Genomic DNA, 17605 nt, shown 5'->3' on the forward strand with positions numbered 1-17605 from the left:
TATAATAGAAGTAGTATCTCACTTTTCCTTTATCAAAACGGTTACTCGTATGTCGTATTTAGAAGTATCGCAATTGTGCATTTATCTGTGAAAGGAGGAAGCGCAGGGATCTTCTTATTTTTCGAAAGATACTGGAGCACTCGTTCAAATCGCTGGAAATGTTGCCCATGACTTTAAACTGTTAAAGGCTGTCATTGAAGTGAATCATAATCAACAAAGATTGTTAATTGAGAAAGCAAAACAAGTGATAGATATGAAAGGAAAACGAATAGTCGTGTTAGGAGCATCTTTCAAACCAAATACAGATGATATTTGAGAAGCTCCATCTCTTGTCGTCATACAAGAATTAATCAAGATAGGAGCGAATGTTGTTGTATACGATCCACAAGCCCTTTCTCATCTTAAAAAAGTATTTGGTGATGAAATTCAATATGAAGCGATAATGGATGAAGCAATAGTTGGAGCTCATGCAGTGTTTATCGTAACAGAATGGGAATCTATTCGTATGTATCCATTAGCAAGATATATTGCCTTTATGAAAGAGCCTATTTTATTTGATGGGAGAAATTGTTATACTGATGAGGATGTGAAGAAACATAAAATCGATTATTACTCGATAGGAAGAAAGAGTATTTGTAATCGTAATGTTTCAATTATTGTCTAATGAAGCACTTACTTTTGCTTTGCTTTATTTTTGTCTATAATCAAGTATCATAGTGACATTGTAATTCGTGAAAGAAAAGAGGCAGTGAAATGACTGAACGTTTAAAAGTAATGACGATTTTTGGAACACGTCCAGAAGCGATTAAAATGGCACCTCTTGTATTAGAGTTGCAAAAGCATCCAGATAAAATTGAATCGATTGTGACTGTAACAGCGCAACATCGTCAAATGTTGGATCAAGTATTAAACATTTTTGGAATTACACCAGACTTTGATTTGAATATTATGAAGGACCGTCAAACTTTAATTGATATTACAACACGTGGCTTAGAAGGTCTGGATCAAGTAATGAAAGAAGCAAAGCCGCATATCGTTCTTGTTCACGGTGATACAACAACGACATTTATTGCGAGTCTTGCGGCTTTTTATAATCAAATTCCTGTTGGTCACGTTGAGGCAGGACTTCGTACGTGGGATAAGTATTCTCCGTATCCAGAAGAAATGAACCGTCAATTAACAGGTGTGATGGCTGATCTGCATTTTTCTCCAACAGCAAAATCAGCAACGAATTTACAAAAAGAGAATAAAGACGAGTCTCGTATTTTTGTAACAGGAAATACGGCAATTGATGCACTAAAAACAACTGTAAAAGAAACATATAGTCATCCCGTTCTAGAGAAGCTCGGTAATGACCGTCTTGTTCTTATGACGGCGCACCGTCGCGAGAACTTAGGGGAACCAATGCGCAACATGTTCCGTGCTATTAAGCGCCTTGTTGAGAAACACGAAGATGTACAAGTTGTATATCCAGTTCATATGAATCCTGTTGTACGTGAAACAGCCAACGACATTTTAGGAGATCATAGCCGCATTCATTTAATTGAACCGCTAGATGTAATTGATTTCCATAATGTTGCAGCTCGCTCTTACTTAATGTTAACAGATTCAGGCGGTGTGCAAGAAGAGGCTCCATCTCTTGGTGTGCCAGTTCTTGTTCTGCGCGATACGACAGAGCGTCCAGAAGGAATTGAAGCAGGTACATTGAAACTAGCAGGTACAGATGAAGAAACGATCTTTACACTTGCGGATGAGTTATTATCAAATAAAGAAGCGCATGATAAAATGGCGCAGGCATCCAATCCTTACGGTGATGGTCGTGCTTCAGAACGTATTGTAGAAGCAATCTTACAACATTTTAATAAATAACGAAAAAAGAGCCGATCGAGTAGCATCGGCTCTTTTTTATTGATGATTTCGCATAATCCACTCTGCATGAGCATTTGTAGATGGTGGTGGCTCTGGTGTCTTTTTGTTTACAGTAGGTTTTTCCTCATCGTTTGCACCTGATTGTGAAGATTCATTTTGGTTTGCATCTTTATTTTGCTCTGTTGTTCCTTCGTTTGTATCAGTTGTTGATTCTGTTTGTTCATCAGCTTTTCCGATATTTTTCTTAATCGAATTACGAGTGACTTGCATGCTCATTTCATCTGGAATGAAGTAATAGATACCATCTATTTTCTTGTCTTCTCCTTCTAGTTTTAACGTTTCGATATGAGAAGGATCGAAATCAGAAAATTTCTTGTAAACAGCGAGCCCATCAAAGATTGGTATATCCGTTTTTATATATTTTCCAACTACATCTGCTAAATCTTTAATTTTAAATACGGTTGATGCAGAGTTCAATTTGTGTACAACAGCAGCAAGTACTTGACGCTGTCTTGCGGCACGACCGTAATCTCCGTTTGGATCCTGCTTTCGCATGCGAACATAAGCAAGAGCTTCCTCTCCGTTTAAATCTTGCTTTCCTTGTTTAAAGTGAATTTTTTTATCATAGTTCGTATCGGAACGTTCCCAAAAATCAAATGGGACATCGACAGTAACGCCCCCCACTGCATTGACAATTCCTTTAAATCCTTTAAAGTCAATTTTTACATAGTGATCAACAGGAACTTGTAAAAAGTTTTCAACAGTGTCGATTGCCATACTTTCTCCGCCGTAAGCATGTGCGGCATTAATTTTGTCTTTTTTATTCTTTCCTGCAATCGTTACCCGTGAGTCACGTGGAATACTCATGAGGGAGACCTTTTTAGATTTCGGATCCACAGTTGCAAACATAAGGGAATCCGTTCGACCGTTTTGCCCATCCGTTGCATAATCTTCAATCCCCATAATAAGAACGGTAAATGGAGTTTTTGTAATTTCTACATCTTCTGCACGTAACTTGGATTTATCGCGTGTAAAGCCAGTATACATTTCCATAAGAGAAGAGTAGGAATTAAGAAAGTATAGCCCTACACTGCCGAATAGGCATGCAAAAATAAGAAAGAGAACCAATTTACGTCTACGTTTCTTTTTTACTCTTCTTTTCTGGAGATGATGATAACGATCTTCCATATATAATCTCCTTTTAATGTAAGGTTATAATCTTAGCTATTCTATTTTCATAATGGAAGCTAGAATAGTCTTTTCCATTTGTCACTCAGAACAAGATTTATTGTAGAACATCTTGTTCAAGGTACAACATATCGCCTTCTTTAATTGTACATTTCCCATTTGTTAGTTCAATCATCCAATCGGTAAAGTTTTGTTTCTGATTTTCTTCTACATACGTATCAAAAGTTACATTCTCTAAGTAGTGTATATCTTTGATAGCATACTCAGAGTGGCGTAATTCATTTTCAACTTTTCCTAGTAATGTATAGTCAATTTCTGCTTTCATCACACGCATTAGTTTTCGTTCGACTATACCTACATGGTTAATTCCTTCGCTTGTACACTTTCCGTATGCGCGAATGAGACCGCCTGCCCCTAGTTTAATACCACCAAAGTAACGTGTAACGACAACGACGGTATCTTTCAAGCCGCGTTTTTTAAGTACTTCTAGCATTGGAACACCAGCTGTACCGCTTGGTTCGCCATCATCATTTGCTTTTTGAATTTGGTCTTGTTCGCCAATTAAATAAGCAGAACAGTTATGCGTCGCATTCCAATGCTGCTTTTTAATTTTTTGGATAAATTCTTGCGCCTCTTCTTCAGTTTTCGCCCGGCTAATATAACAGATAAATCTTGATTTTTGAATGACAATTTCGTGTTCACCGTAGCCTTTGATTGTTAAATATTGTAATAACAATGGTATACGCCCCTATCTTTCGGAATCACTAGTATTTACATTGTAAAAGGGAGCGTTTTTAGATTCAAACATTTTTTGAAAATATATCGTAAATTTAGACAGGAATTTAATGTTTTTGTTGTAATTTGTCGAGGTGTTTATTATAATTTTTAACCAGCATTTTCATACATTAATGCACCTTTTCTAGTTTTCGTGTAAAATTAGAAATAAAAACTTTTTTATAAGGTAGGTACGAAAATGAGAACAGCTATTGTTACTGATAGTACAGCATATATACCAAAGCATATTCGTGAAGAACTCAATATACACATGATTCCATTAAATGTTGTTTTTGGAACAACATCTTATCAAGAGGAAGAAGATATAACAGCTGATGATTTTTATGTAAAAGTACGTGAACAAGAAGAATTGCCAAAGACTTCTCAGCCAGCAATTGGAAAGTTTGTCGAGCTGTTTGAAGAATTAGCAAAAGAATATGATGCTGTTATTAGTATCCACCTTTCAAGTGGGATTAGTGGGACATATCAAACAGCAACAGCAGCTGGACAGATGGTAGAGGGTATTGATGTCTACGCATATGATTCTGAAATCAGTTGTGAAGTGCAAGGGTTTTATGTTCGTGAAGGGGCAAAAATGGCGCGTGAAGGTAAGACACCTGAAGAGATTTTAAAGCGATTTGATGAGATGAAAAAGTCGATTGATGCATATTTTGTTGTGGATGATTTACACCATTTACAACGAGGCGGTCGTTTGAATAGTGCACAAGCGTTTATTGGAAGCTTACTTCAAGTGAAGCCGGTATTATATTTTAGAGATAAAGTTATTATTCCTTTTGAAAAAATTCGTACGCGCAAAAAAGCATTAAAGCGCATTGTTGAAATTTTTGATGAGCAGGCGAGTAAAGGTCTGCCGATGGAAGCTGTTATTATTCATGCAAATCGTGAAGAGGAAGCAGAGGCATGGAAGCAAGAATTGCAAGAGAAATATCCACATGTTACAATTCGCACTAGCTATTTTGGAGCTGTTATTGGTACGCATTTAGGAGAAGGCTCAATTGGTTTAGGATGGTATACAAAATAAAAAATGTAAAAGCTCTCTTTTTTGAAGAGAGTTTTTTTACGGATTGGTATGTTACGTTAATTTTACCGTGTATTTCTATTTCAAAAGTGGAAGTTTTACTGCTTGTAGGCCCTCAATTTGAGAAGACTAGTTAGTAGTGGTGAGGAAAAAACGTGAATTCAATTCCCACTTTATTTGACAAGTAAATATTTGGGAATGATAAAATGTACATAATTTCAAATGAAGAAAGTTTTATTGCTTACTTTTTATAAGAAACTATATTATAATAGAAGAGAGGTGAAACATATGGAGCATAATTCTTGCTTATGTCCAAAGTTCGAGTCGGCCTTCACACTGCTTAGTAAGAAGTGGACGGGTTTAATTATTAAATCTTTATTAGAAGAGCCGAAGCGTTTTAGAGAAATCGCTGATATTATCCCGAATATGAGCGATCGTATGTTGTCCGAGCGTCTAAAGGAATTAGAAAGCGAAGGCATTGTTGTTCGTAATGTGTATCCAGAAGTACCTGTCCGAATTGAATACGGACTAACTGATAAAGGAAAATCACTGGAAAGTGTTATGAACGAGGTCCAAAATTGGGCTGAAAAATGGGTGAAATAAAAGTAAGTTAAGCAATGGTTTGTATACTGGAAAAAACGTAGGGAGATCCCTACGTTTTTTTTCTGTAACAAATAGATAACAATGATATAAAAAAAGCGATGTTTTTTCTTATGATTCTACAAATATATATAGAATTAGAGTTGGTTTTTGCTTGGATTTCCGAAAAAATATTACATTTATTTTACAAAAACGTAACATTGACAAAAAATCTGCCGAATTATGGTATAAATTTTAGTAGATTATATTCGGAAAAGAAAAAAGGAAAGCGGTGTAAAAACAAAATGAAAAAGCTAAAGATGGCATCTTGCGCATTGGCTGCAGGAATGATGTTTTCAATGGTAGCACCAACTGTATTTGCAGAAAAGATTGATGACGTAAAAACACAAATTAATGCACAAAATGATACTTTACATAAACAACAACAAGAACGTGATGAGCTTCAAAAGCAAATGAATGACTTAAATAAAACGATTCAAGATTTAGATAAGTCTGTTCAAGAGAATACAGCGAAGCTTGATGAAACAACAAAAAAAGTTGCTGAAACAGAGCAATTAATTGAGAAGAAAAGTAAGCATATTGCTGAATTACAAACAAAGATTTCAAAACGTGAAGAATTGCTAAGAAAACGTTTAGTAGCGCTTCAAGAACAACCAAATACGAACGTTGTAACAGAGGTTGTTGTAAACTCTAAGAACATTGCTGATTTAGTAGATCGTTTAACTTCAGTTTCTAAAATTCTTGAATCTGATGAAGATATTATGAAAACGCAACAAAGCGATCAAGAAGCTGTGAAAAAAGATGTTGAAACAGTTAAGCAAAAGCAAAAAGAACTGAAAGAAGCACAATCAAAAATTGAAACGGCAAAGAAAGAACTTGATGCTGAAAAAGCGAAAAAACAAGAAGCAGTAAATGCATTAAGTGGTAAAATGGACACTGTTGTAAAAAATATGACAAGTACAGAAGGTCAATTAAAAGAGCTTGAAAAGCAAGCGTTATATTTACAACAATTAGCTGAAAAAGAAGAACAAGAAAAACAAGAAAAAGCTGCACAAGAAGCGGCTGCTCAAACACAACAAGCAGAAGCTCAAACACAACAAGCAGCTCCGGCAAACAATGGCGGACAAGCTGCGCAAGAACAGCCTAAAAAAGAACAGCCTAAAAACGAATCGAAAAAACCAAATCCAGCTCCAGCGCCAAATCCAGCTCCAACACCAGCTCCTGGTGTAATTGGTAAAGCACAGCAATATTTAGGTATGCCATACGTTTGGGGAAGTGCATCTCCATCAAAAGGCGGTTTTGACTGCAGTGGTTTTATCTCTTATGTGTATGGTGTAGGTCGTCAAGATGTTGCTGGTTACTGGAACTCTGTTTCTAAAGTAGACAATCCACAACCAGGAGATTTAGTATTCTTCCAAGGTACTTACAAAGCAGGTCCATCTCACATTGGTATTTATGTTGGTAATGGACAAATGATTCATGCTGGTGATAAAGGTATTGCATACTCTAGCTTAAGCAGCAGCTACAATCAAAAACATTTCTTAGGTTATGGTAGATTCTAAGATTTGTAACATATAAAATATGTGTATAAAGTCGATAGCTTACTATTTTATAAGTAGGTTATCGGCTTTTTTGATTTTTTACAGTGTTATGAAAAGGAAGTAAAGTAGAGAAGGGGGTGTCTAATGATACGTAAAGGAAGACAAATGTTATTACACGAACTTTCATTGTCAAAAGAACAGTTGCACGATTTCATAAGTAGAGGGGAGATTGTATTAGAAAAAGGAATTGTTCGGAAATCTTCCGATTATATATGCCAACGTTGCGGGAATCAAGAAAAACGTCTATTTGCATCCTTTTTATGCAAAAGGTGTAATCAAGTATGTACGTATTGCCGGAAGTGTATCATGATGGGACGGGTAAGTGAATGTACGATGCTTGTTCGAAGTGTTTGCGAAGAGAAACAAGAGTGTTTTCCTCATGCCTTACAGTGGAAAGGCGTATTGTCGCCAGGGCAAAATAGAGCTGCAAAGGGAGTAGTAGAAGCGATTAAACAGAAAGGGTCCTTTTTTATTTGGGCGGTATGAATAGCCGGAAATGAATACATAAATTTTATTGACTTAAAAACGCCAAATAATATCGACGTTTTCATGGTCAATATATATTTCCTTTACAAACTTATTAACTAAAACTTGCTTATCTTTAAATTCCAAAGTATCAAATACCTTTATAGCTTTATCAATTGTCTTATCTAAAAGAGGAACCTCTTGCTCTGACTGTTCTTTTTTTAAGATAAGATTTTCTTTTTCTAAATTAAATTTTTCCATTTGTTGTTCTAGCAGTTGTCTACTTGTATTAGTATTGGTTGTAAATAAAACAAGAAGTCGCTCCATTTGTTTATCTATCTCTTTAATACGTCTATCATAGTTAATTTTATTCTCTTTCTTTTTAGTTGTTTTTCTTTTGAAAGTTAAATCTTTTATTCCGTTAATAATAATATCTTCAAGTTTTTTCCTAGACCATGTTTTATTCATACATTTTTTTTCGTATTCAGCTGGAAATCTCTTGGCTCTACAAATGTAATAATAATATCTTTTGGATTTAACATCTGTAGATTTTCCTGTACTGTATGCTACAAACTTTTCTCCACAACAAGAGCAGGTTATTAGCCCCGATAACAGGCTTTGTTTAGTTTTATGGGCATTATGTCCCTTGTGACGTTTCAAAAGATCTTGTACACGTTTGAATTGTTCTGGCGAAATGATAGGTTCATGTTGACCTTTATACGTTTTCCGTGCAAAAGTTACATTTCCTATATATAAAGTGTTAGAAAGAATATCTCTATATCTGCGAAATCTCCAAACTTGGTATCCTTCTTCTTTTAATTTTTCCTGCACCCTGGTGATTGAGAGATATTGCTCATATAAATCATAAGCTCTTTTGATGTGCATTGCTTCATCTTCCTTTATAATTAAACGCCCATTATGTCTTAAATATCCTGTTGGATCATAATCTCCCCCCATACCCCTTAAACCATTTTCAGCACGCTTTATATGCCCCATTCGCATTCTTTCTGCAATTGTTTCTCTTTCTAACTGAGCAAATACAGAAAGGATTCCAATCATAGCCTTTCCAAAAGGAGTAGAAGTATCTAGCGTTTCTGTGATGGAAACAAAGTCTACGTTATTTTTTAAAAAATGTTCTTCAATAAGCTCTAAAGTATCTTTTTGAGACCTTGATAATCTGTCTAATTTAAATACAACAACAACATCAATATTTTTTAAGTCCTTTAAGAGTCTTTGAATATCTGGGCGATTTAAATTAGCCCCAGAATAACCTCCATCAATATACTCATCATAAATATCCCAATTTTTGGCTTTACAATACGCTTTAATTCTTTCTCTTTGAACCTCTATACTATAATTTTCAACTTGCTCTTGCGTACTTACACGAATATATATAGCTGCTTTAACCAAAATAATCACCTTTGATATTTAAAATTTAACGTTAAGTGGCGCCATATACCAAACTAATTTCCCTTTTACTACAACAGGAGTATGTTCTTGAGTTTTAGAATCATAAAATTGTGTTTTGTGTTCAGGGTTATAGCTTTCTGGCTCTAAAGTTATTCCATCCTGGAATTTATAAAATCTTTTTAGTGTTGCATCGAATCCATTTACTGCAACTGCAGTGATATCTCCATTTTTAATTTCACTATCAGGATCTATCAGTGCCAATGCATTTGATGGAATTACTTTATTCATACTATCTCCAATTACTTTCACTAAAAAAGCATTAGGATAGCGATCAGCTACTTCGATTGGTATGTTAATCCATTCTTCTACTTGAATCATTTCAAGTGGTATTCCGGCCGCTATAGCACCGAGTAAAGGCACTTCCTTGCAATTACTTTTTAATTTTGGTTGATTAGGTCTAATTTGAGTAACTTTAGAATCTTGATCTTCAATAATATCACTTTTCAATATTCCAAAATGGTCAGCTATTTTTTGAATTGCGCCCATTCTTGGTTCTTTTAACCCTTTTTCCCAAGTTGATACTGCTTTATCTGAAACACCAGCTATTTCTCCGAATTCTTTTTGAGACATATTATGTTTATTCCTTAATTTTTTTATATTTTTTCCTATGCTCATTTTAGTGACCTCCGTCAACTTTATATCTATAATATTATACCTAAAGTGGAATTTATTCAATATAAAGTTAAAAAAATTCTACTTTAAAGTTTTTAAAAGGGTATAAAGGTAGATTGATATAGTTTTTTTGGTGTTGACATTCTACTTTAAGTAGATTAGTATAGATTTACAAGCGAATAGAAACGAGGTGAAAGTGATGATTCTAACTATTAAACAAGCGCGATTACTAAAAGGTTTTACTCAAAATGAAATGGCGCAACAGCTAAATGTCCATGTTCAAACATATAGGAATATGGAAAATCATCCTGACGAGATTACTGTAGGAAATGCAAAGAAAATTTGTGATTTGCTAGAAATTAGTTATGATCAAATTTTTTTTAATACAGAATCTACTTTAAGTAGAGTTGAGAATAGAGTTACTTTTGAAATGTAGAAGGTGGGCGAAATGATAATTAGAGAAGGTATTGAAGTAACCCAAGTGACTTTAGAAGGTTATGAATTGCCAATTCCAGAGGGGCTTTCTGAATTTCTACTTCAAGCTGGATTTTGGAGAGTTGATGAAGAAGTAGAGTCGTCAGTTGATGAAAAACTTTTGTCGAATTATGAAAAAAAGGTTGTTTTAAAAAAAGGTGTTTTGACTACAAGGTACATTTATAAAGGAAATAAAAAAGGAGTGAACGACAATGAACGGAGTATTATCCGCAAGTAAATTAATGAAAGCATCTGAAATTGTAAAAAGATGTGCAGAAATGAGAAAGAGTCCAGCGTTATTACTTATTACTGAAATCGAAGCAAAGTGTCAATTAAAGAATATGAACCGTAAGGTTTCATCTTGAAGGGAGGTGAGTTAATTGGCCAAACAAGAATATGCAGTTTACAAAGGTGAAAAACTTTTGTGCATGGGTACAGCTATAGAATGTGCTGAAGTGTTAAAAGTCCAGCCAGATTATATTAAATGGCTTACTACTCCAACTGCAAAACGTAGATTGGCCAAACGAAAAAATCCAGATAAATGTACAGTAGGCGTTAAGTTATAATCTGAAATTTTGAGGTGAGTTAATTGAAAGAAGTAACGATCATTTTTAAATCAGGTGCAACAGCAAGTTTTACAGTTGAGGAATTCAACACGTTTAAAAATGGATTTGGTGCTTTAGAAAAAATTGAATATAAAAATCCAATAGGTAAGGCGCCAGTTTTTCTTGATCCTGATAATTTAGATGCAATCCTTGTGGAAGAACAAAAAGAAAATAACAAGTCAGTTGTTAAGCAAGACGATCATCCGATTGAGGATGTAACTGGTGAAGAAATTTTAAGTGGTGAAACATACTTTGTATTCAATAATGATATTGTTCTTGAGCATAACTTAAAAAATATTTAATTATGAAACACAATGTGAAATGCTTTCAAGCACAATAAAAAAACCACCTGCCCCAACAGGTGATTTAAGAAAACAAATGTACAGTTATTATAGCATGAATTGATTTCATGTAAAGGAGCGTTCTGAAATGAATGATAAATCAATCGATGAATTAGTTGCAGAAAAGGTTATGGGATGGATTAAGCCACCTGAAACATCCATTCTAAAATCAATGTGGGTAGAAACTCCAATAGGTGCTGTTCGTCCACAATTACCTAAGTTTAGTACAAATATTGAGGATGCTTGGTTAGTGGTTGAAAAGTTACAAGACCAAGAACGTATTGTGAAAGTGATGGGGAAAACAGAACAAGGAAATATGTATTGCTCTATTGATGGTAGGCATGGAGCCACAGGAAGAAGCGCCCCAATGGCCATATGTATAGCAGCCTTAAAAGCTGTAGGGGAGGAATGGCAATAATGGATATTAAAGCAATTGAAAATAGTGTACAAGCTGTTTGTCTAGCTGAGGAACAAGGGATTCTGGGTGTTTATTTAGAGAATGAGGTTCATGTGAGACGTCAATTATTAGAAAAACTTTTAAATGAAGAAGGGGAATTAGAAGTAGTAAAACGGGATGATTGGGAATTTTCTTTCCAAGTTAATTTTAAAAGGAACGGTTTTATATACTTTTCTCTTTACACTGCAAAGGAATTCAAAAATACATTTGGAGGTAATATCAATGAATGCATTACAACAAAATGAATTATTAGAAGTGGACCAATTACAAGATGCGGAGCAACAGTTTGAAATTACAGATATCAATCAATTAAATTGGGCATTCCGTAAAATTTCAGCGCTTAAAGCGAAAGAAAAACAAGTTACAACGCTAGCAGATGTTGAGCGTGATCGTATTAACGAATGGGAGCAAAGCGAATTAAAGCCTATCCATGATAGTATTGGCTTCTTTGAATGGCATATTAAACGTTACCATGCGGAACAACTTGCAGCGGATCCTAAGCAGAAAACTATTAGTACACCTTATGGTAAATCCAAAACTCGTAAGAGTAAGGAAGCGCCGGAACAACAAGATAAGTCCCAGGTACTTCAATATGTTATCGAAAATGAAATGGATGATTGCTTAAAAACGGAAGTCAAATGGGCTGATCTCAAGAAGAAATTAAAAATTGTTGAGATTAGCGGTGAGAAGATTGTTGTGGATGAGGATGGACAATTAGTTCCAGGGGTTACGGTTAAGCCTGAATCTATTTCTTATAGTGTGGAAGTTTAGAAATGATTCAGTATTACAAAGGAATAAGGTTAGAACTTATTAAACGAAATTATAAAAGATATGCAGCAAAACGCTTTACATTAGGTGGAACAAATCAAAATGTATGGATTCCAAATAAACATTTAAATCCTGACGGATCCATAAAAGAAAATGAAAATATCGATTATGTATTTAGAAAAGCTCAAAGGCAACTAGAGCTTGCTGGATATACAGAAGCGATTGTTGGAATAAAAAGACGGTCGATTGTGGAGGGATAAGAATGGGTGCATACGATACGCCGACACGAGAGTGTCCTTATTGCAAATCGTACATGGAAGCCGATTGGGTAGATGTAGGGGTGGGAATGGTGCAATGTGGCCCATATCATTGTTACGAATGTGGAGCTAGTGAAATAGGTCCAGAACTATCAGATTGGTATTACAAAGATAGGGAAGGCGAAACAATCTATTTAGATGGTTGGTACCCTGTACTAAAGCTTAATCATCCTTTTTCGGAAATGGAATTGGAAACAGGATACTACGATCCTTCAAAAAATAAAGTATCACCTTATGCAAATACAGTTAATGGAGTGTTAGTAGATCATGTAACGGCCAAAGCTGCATATAACCTTGGTTTGCTAGATAAAAAGGGAGTGAATTAATTGGAAATCACAAATGCTTCTAAAATTACAATGAGTAACTCAACGTATTTGATTTATGGTAATCCTGGAATGCGTAAAACCACTACAGCGAATTATTTAGAAGGTAAGACGCTTTATATTCCAATCGATAAAACACAAGCTCCATTAGCGGGTAACTCGAATATTGATATTGTTCAATTTGATACTTATGAAGCTTGGAAGAACTGGAATGAACTTATGAAAGATTTATCCACAGCTGACTTATCAAAATACGATACGATTTTTTTCGATAACATTTCAGAGTTAACCAGATCAATGCTTGCAAACTTAGGGCGAGAAGGTAAAAACAATCGTGTTCCTTCACAAGCGAATTATCAGCAAATTGATTTTTTCATAATTGATAGTGTTCGATTTATCCAAACGTTAGGAAAGCGTATTGTATTTACAGCGTGGGAAACCACAGATAAATGGGAATTACCTAGTGGACAAGCTGTCAATCGTGCTTATCCTGATATTCGAATCAAAATTATAAACAACTTTATGGGTCTATGCCAAGTAGTTGCAAGGTCAGTTATCAATGAAGAAACAAAAAATTATGGGTTTGTTTTAGAGCCTTCACTTTATACCTTTGCAAAGAATCAACTGGATAAACGTAAGGCTTGTGCTCATGAAGATATTTTTAAAATTGGTTATGTGCCAGAAAAACAGTGATATGAATGAGTAAAAGAATCGACCCGCCAGGGACAAGAAGAGGAATGCGACTTTATAGAATTTGGTGCAATATGAAATCTCGTTGCTACAACGAAAATATACCTAACTTTAAGAATTATGGTGGTAGAGGAATTGCTGTTTGTAACGAATGGCGAAATGATTTTACATCATTTTTAAATTGGTCGTTAGAAAATGGTTATAAAAATGATTTACTTATTGACCGCATAGACAACAACGGAAACTATGAACCAACTAACTGCCGTTGGACCACAAGAAAGCAACAAAATTTAAATAGAAGAAACAACAGACTTGTGACGATTGACGGTGTAACAAGAAGTTTTTCGGAATGGGCAGATGACTTTGGAATAAGTCGTAGCACAGCTTTATGTCGTGTACAAGCTGGAAAAACAGAGCAAGAAGCATTAATAACACCAGTAATAAAAAATTAAAAACCAAAAGGAGAAATGACAAGATGAGCTTTTTTAAATTCGATGAAGAAAATGCAAGTGTAGGTTTTGAATTAGTAGAGGAAGGAAAATATGAAGCTGTTATTGTCAATGCTGTAGCAGGTAAAACACAAAATGGTAAAGATAAATTAACAGTAGATTTCGAGATTCGAAGTGATGTACCTCAAAAACATCAAGGAGCAAAAGTGCTTTATAACATGTTTACATTCGAACATGATGTTTCTGTACGAATTGTTAACTCACTATTGAAAGCATGTGGCTTCGCTAATAACCATGTCTTTACTTCAGCAGACGATATGGCCAAACAACTTATCAATAGAAATTTAAAAATTACTGTAAAACATGAAGAATATGACAAGGTTGTTGATGGCCAAAAACAAAAACGTACTGCTGCAAAAGCAAAATACTATGATGTGTCGGATGTAAATCCAATTACAAGTGGTCCAGCGGTAACAGTGGGCGATAGTGACCTTCCATTCTGAGGTAAGGACAAATGGAAGATAAAATTACTTGGTTGGATGTAGTTGGATATGAAGGGTTATATGAAGTGAGTAACACAGGACTGATTAGAACTCATTCTGAAAAAACAACTCATACAGTACACCATGGAATTAGAAAATGGAAACAACGTATCCTAAAGAACAAAACGCCAAACGGTAGAAATGTCAGAGTTAGTCTATGGAAGGATGGTAAATCGAAAGATTTCCTAGTTCACAGATTAGTAGCAGAAGCTTTTATACCAAGGGTTAAAGATAAAACATCCATTAACCATATTGATGGGGACCCAAAAAATAATCATGTTTCGAATCTGGAATGGTGTAACCATGAAGAGAATAACAATCATGCTTTTGATAATGATCTAATGTCTTCGAATAAAAAGGTCATCCTTTTCGATAAAAATACAAGTGAAACAATTGTATTTAGAAGTATGGCAAAAGCAAGTTTGTTTCTTGGTCATAAAAAGGGTTATCTATCAAGAGAAGTAAAAAAGGGACATTCCGAAATAAAAGGTTACGAAATATTTTTGAAAGCAAATTAAAAATTTCATAGAGAGGTTGGTTTTGCCGACTTCTCTTTTTTATACCCTAAAAGACTAATCGGAGGGCAAAATGAAAGAAAATCCATACAATTTTAATGAAATTCCTGCCGAGTTAAAAGCCCTTCCGCAATGGATCTTGTGGAAGTTCGAAAAGCGAAATGGTAAGCCGACAAAAGTTCCATATCAAGTCACTGGAGAAATGGCCCAGGCGAATAATAGACGAACTTGGTCCACATTTGCAACAGCAGTCAAATTCTATTTGGAAGGTGACTATGACGGAATAGGTTTCGTGTTCAGCAGGCAGGACAATTACATCGGAATAGATATTGATAAGTGTGTTGTTGATGGAAAAATAAACACTTTTGCAACAGAAATTATTGATACATTAGACAGCTATACAGAGTTTTCGCCGTCTGGGAAAGGGATCCACATCATTATCAAAGGGAACCTTCCACAATCTGTTTTAGGAACTGGCCGCAAAAATGCTAAACATGGATTAGAAATTTATTCATACGGTCGTTATTTTAGTTTCACTGGGCACCGTGAAAACTCTAATGATGTTTATGAGCGTACAGATGAACTAGCTGAGGTGTTCGAAAAATATTTTGATGATAGTGATATTGAGGGACGCGTAAACCTAGCAGAATTTGAAAAGGACGAAATTAAAATTTCAAATGAAGCCTTGTGGGAAAGAATGTTTCGAAGTAAAAACGGTGATGAGATTCGTTCGTTATACAACGGAAACTTAATAAATGACGATCATTCAGCGAGTGACCTTGCTTTATGTAATCATCTAGCATTCTGGACTGGAAAGTCAGCAACTCGAATGGATTCAATGTTTCGTGAATCAAGTCTTATGCGTGACAAATGGGACGTTATCCATTTTAGAGATACAAATGAAACATATGGTGAGAGAACAATAGCAACTGCTATTTCATCTACTTCCACAACTATTTTAGATAACAAGGAACAATTCGAAGAATTTTCTTTTGATTTCCTTAATGAAGAGGCAGCAGAAGTTGTGGAGGACAAGCCGAAAAAGAAATTCCGATTAACAGAGTTGGGAAATGCGGAACGTATCGCATATGAATATGGCCATGTAATCAAATATGTATCGGACATTGGTTGGTTTATATGGGACGGAAAACGATGGAAGTTGGACACAAAAAAAGAAATTGAACGAATAACAGCGAAAGTTCTTCGGAGCCTTTATAAGTCAGAAGATGAATCTGAAATGAAGTGGGCTCGTATGTGTGAGCGGAGAAATATTCGAATGAATAGCATCAAGGACCTTATGCCATTGGTTCCAGCAGAACGTGAGGACTTTGATAGACATAAATATTTGTTCAATGTAGAAAACGGTATTGTTGACTTGAAAACAGGTAAGCTGCAGCCGCATGATCGGAACTTACATTTAACAAAAATCACTAATATTGAGTTTGATGAAAATGCGAAATGTCCAACGTGGCTAGCGTTCTTAGAACAAATATTTTTAGGTGATAAAGAACTTATAGACTATATGCAACGATTAATTGGCTATAGTCTGACGGGTGATATTTCAGAACAAATCATGATGTTTTTAGTCGGCGGTGGTTCGAATGGTAAATCAACGTTTATCAATACCATCAAGGATCTAGTTGGTGAATATGGAAAACAAGCCAAGGCAGATACATTCATTAAGAAAAAAGATACAGGAGCCAATAATGATATTGCTAGATTAGTTGGGGCTCGCTTTGTATCTGCAATTGAGAGTGAGGAAGGTGAAAAACTTTCCGAAAGCTTTGTTAAACAAATTACAGGTGGCGAACCAGTATTAGCACGATTCTTACGACAAGAATATTTTGAGTTTATTCCAGAATTCAAAGTATTCTTCACGACGAATCATAAACCTGTCATTGGTGGACTCGATGAGGGGATTTGGCGACGAGTTAAATTAATTCCTTTTAATTTGAATTTACCAGCTCATAAGCGTGATAAAAGATTACCTGAAAAGTTATCACTAGAAATGCCTGGTATTTTGAATTGGGCGATTGAGGGTTGTATAAAATGGCAGCAAGAAGGGCTTAAAGAGCCTAAAGTGGTAGCGGAAGCAACGGGACAATATAAAGAGGATATGGATATTTTAGCTCCATTCCTTGATGAAGTTTGTTATACAGATGAACCGAAAAATGAAGCAATTCGAATTGAAGCAAAAGAATTATATAACGTTTATGATAACTGGTGTTTCAAATCTGGCGAACGAAGTTTAGGAAATAGATCATTTTATCGAATGTTAGAAACGAAAGGATTTGGAAAAACGAAAGGTTCCAAGAATAGAACATTTCTTACAGGAATTACCTTGAAAGAACGTAAGCCTGTTATTAAAGGTGTTACTGAAAATCATGAAAATAGCAAATTTAAGCTCACTCAGTAACCTTTTTGTTATTTAAATAACCCTTTTGTTTTTTTAGTAACCCTCCAAGAACCCAGTTATATCAAGGGTTTAAGGTGTATCTTATAGTTA

22 protein-coding genes and 3 pseudogenes are annotated in these 17605 nt (G+C 35.1%); 21 read left to right on the top strand and 4 right to left on the bottom strand.

All coding sequences use genetic code 11. The features are described 5' to 3' along the window. Positions 1–106: 106 nt before the first annotated feature. Both MR058_RS15750 and wecB read left to right on the top strand, forming a co-directional pair. A pseudogene (locus MR058_RS15750) lies at positions 107–664 on the top strand (UDP binding domain-containing protein); the annotation flags it as partial. An 89-nt stretch (positions 665–753) separates the two neighbouring features. Then, complete coding sequence (gene wecB / locus MR058_RS15755; protein ID WP_242144894.1) at positions 754–1869, top strand: non-hydrolyzing UDP-N-acetylglucosamine 2-epimerase; 1116 nt, start codon at positions 754–756, stop codon at positions 1867–1869. A gap of 36 nt (positions 1870–1905) precedes the next feature. On the opposite strand, the gene MR058_RS15760 is transcribed toward wecB, so the two are convergent. Both MR058_RS15760 and MR058_RS15765 read right to left on the bottom strand, forming a co-directional pair. After that, complete coding sequence (locus MR058_RS15760) at positions 1906–3057, bottom strand: LCP family protein (RefSeq protein ID WP_242144895.1); 1152 nt, start codon at positions 3055–3057, stop codon at positions 1906–1908. Positions 3058–3154: 97 nt separating this feature from the next. Continuing rightward, positions 3155–3793, bottom strand: a complete 639-nt coding sequence (locus tag MR058_RS15765; protein ID WP_242144896.1) for a YigZ family protein — start codon at positions 3791–3793, stop codon at positions 3155–3157. Positions 3794–4030: 237 nt separating this feature from the next. On the opposite strand from MR058_RS15765, the gene MR058_RS15770 reads away from it, so the two are divergent. The 4 genes and pseudogenes from MR058_RS15770 to MR058_RS15785 form a co-directional block, all read left to right on the top strand. Continuing rightward, positions 4031–4873: a DegV family protein gene (locus tag MR058_RS15770; protein WP_242144897.1), complete on the top strand. Its 843-nt coding sequence runs from the start codon at positions 4031–4033 to the stop codon at positions 4871–4873. 285 nt (positions 4874–5158) lie between these two features. Further along, complete coding sequence (locus MR058_RS15775; protein WP_242144964.1) at positions 5159–5473, top strand: winged helix-turn-helix transcriptional regulator; 315 nt, start codon at positions 5159–5161, stop codon at positions 5471–5473. A 281-nt stretch (positions 5474–5754) separates the two neighbouring features. Beyond that, the gene (locus MR058_RS15780) at positions 5755–7032 is read left to right on the top strand and encodes a C40 family peptidase (protein WP_242144898.1); all 1278 of its coding nucleotides are present in this window, start codon (positions 5755–5757) and stop codon (positions 7030–7032) included. Positions 7033–7158: 126 nt separating this feature from the next. Continuing rightward, positions 7159–7554 (top strand): annotated as a pseudogene (locus MR058_RS15785) (DNA/RNA helicase); the annotation flags it as partial. Between the two features lie 36 nt (positions 7555–7590). Here MR058_RS15785 and MR058_RS15790 read toward each other — a convergent pair. Both MR058_RS15790 and MR058_RS15795 read right to left on the bottom strand, forming a co-directional pair. Beyond that, complete coding sequence (locus tag MR058_RS15790; RefSeq protein ID WP_087099795.1) at positions 7591–8946, bottom strand: recombinase family protein; 1356 nt, start codon at positions 8944–8946, stop codon at positions 7591–7593. 18 nt (positions 8947–8964) lie between these two features. Further along, on the bottom strand, positions 8965–9621 hold the full coding sequence (locus tag MR058_RS15795) for a LexA family protein (protein ID WP_087099796.1): 657 nt from the start codon (positions 9619–9621) through the stop codon (positions 8965–8967). Positions 9622–9817: 196 nt separating this feature from the next. Between MR058_RS15795 and MR058_RS15800 the strand changes: the two genes are divergently transcribed. The 15 genes and pseudogenes from MR058_RS15800 (at position 9818) to MR058_RS15870 (ending at position 17515) form a co-directional block, all read left to right on the top strand. Then, the gene (locus tag MR058_RS15800; protein ID WP_087099798.1) at positions 9818–10054 is read left to right on the top strand and encodes a helix-turn-helix transcriptional regulator; all 237 of its coding nucleotides are present in this window, start codon (positions 9818–9820) and stop codon (positions 10052–10054) included. 12 nt (positions 10055–10066) lie between these two features. Beyond that, entirely contained in the window at positions 10067–10330 is a 264-nt protein-coding gene (locus MR058_RS15805; RefSeq protein ID WP_087099800.1) for a hypothetical protein, read from the top strand. After that, complete coding sequence (locus MR058_RS15810; protein ID WP_176371971.1) at positions 10305–10457, top strand: hypothetical protein; 153 nt, start codon at positions 10305–10307, stop codon at positions 10455–10457. The genes MR058_RS15805 and MR058_RS15810 overlap by 26 nt, the downstream gene beginning before the upstream one ends. Positions 10458–10472: 15 nt before the next feature. Further along, positions 10473–10658, top strand: a complete 186-nt coding sequence (locus MR058_RS15815; RefSeq protein ID WP_087099802.1) for a hypothetical protein — start codon at positions 10473–10475, stop codon at positions 10656–10658. 23 nt (positions 10659–10681) lie between these two features. Next, positions 10682–11037: pseudogene (locus MR058_RS15820) on the top strand (hypothetical protein). Between the two features lie 89 nt (positions 11038–11126). After that, the gene (locus MR058_RS15825; RefSeq protein ID WP_087099803.1) at positions 11127–11456 is read left to right on the top strand and encodes a BC1872 family protein; all 330 of its coding nucleotides are present in this window, start codon (positions 11127–11129) and stop codon (positions 11454–11456) included. Next, complete coding sequence (locus tag MR058_RS15830; RefSeq protein WP_087099805.1) at positions 11456–11740, top strand: hypothetical protein; 285 nt, start codon at positions 11456–11458, stop codon at positions 11738–11740. The genes MR058_RS15825 and MR058_RS15830 overlap by 1 nt, the downstream gene beginning before the upstream one ends. Beyond that, complete coding sequence (locus MR058_RS15835) at positions 11718–12266, top strand: host-nuclease inhibitor Gam family protein (RefSeq protein WP_242144900.1); 549 nt, start codon at positions 11718–11720, stop codon at positions 12264–12266. Before MR058_RS15830 ends, MR058_RS15835 begins: the two co-directional genes overlap by 23 nt. 2 nt (positions 12267–12268) lie before the next feature. Beyond that, the gene (locus MR058_RS15840; protein WP_087099809.1) at positions 12269–12523 is read left to right on the top strand and encodes a hypothetical protein; all 255 of its coding nucleotides are present in this window, start codon (positions 12269–12271) and stop codon (positions 12521–12523) included. Positions 12524–12525: 2 nt separating this feature from the next. Beyond that, on the top strand, positions 12526–12906 hold the full coding sequence (locus MR058_RS15845; RefSeq protein ID WP_087099811.1) for a hypothetical protein: 381 nt from the start codon (positions 12526–12528) through the stop codon (positions 12904–12906). Then, entirely contained in the window at positions 12907–13596 is a 690-nt protein-coding gene (locus tag MR058_RS15850; protein ID WP_242144905.1) for an AAA family ATPase, read from the top strand. A 71-nt stretch (positions 13597–13667) separates the two neighbouring features. Continuing rightward, positions 13668–14045 carry a hypothetical protein gene (locus MR058_RS15855; protein ID WP_087099814.1) on the top strand — a complete coding sequence of 126 codons (378 nt, stop codon included), beginning with the start codon at positions 13668–13670 and terminating at the stop codon, positions 14043–14045. A gap of 23 nt (positions 14046–14068) precedes the next feature. Further along, the gene (locus MR058_RS15860) at positions 14069–14545 is read left to right on the top strand and encodes a DUF669 domain-containing protein (protein WP_242144907.1); all 477 of its coding nucleotides are present in this window, start codon (positions 14069–14071) and stop codon (positions 14543–14545) included. A gap of 11 nt (positions 14546–14556) precedes the next feature. Beyond that, a complete protein-coding gene (locus MR058_RS15865) occupies positions 14557–15102 on the top strand; it encodes an NUMOD4 motif-containing HNH endonuclease (RefSeq protein WP_242144909.1) in 546 nt (181 codons plus the stop codon). Positions 15103–15172: 70 nt separating this feature from the next. After that, positions 15173–17515 carry a phage/plasmid primase, P4 family gene (locus MR058_RS15870; protein WP_242144910.1) on the top strand — a complete coding sequence of 781 codons (2343 nt, stop codon included), beginning with the start codon at positions 15173–15175 and terminating at the stop codon, positions 17513–17515. The last annotated feature ends 90 nt before the right edge of the window (positions 17516–17605 follow it).

This window comes from Bacillus cereus group sp. BfR-BA-01430 (assembly GCF_022663115.1).
GTDB classification, from domain to species: Bacteria; Bacillota; Bacilli; order Bacillales; family Bacillaceae_G; genus Bacillus_A; species Bacillus_A cereus_BD.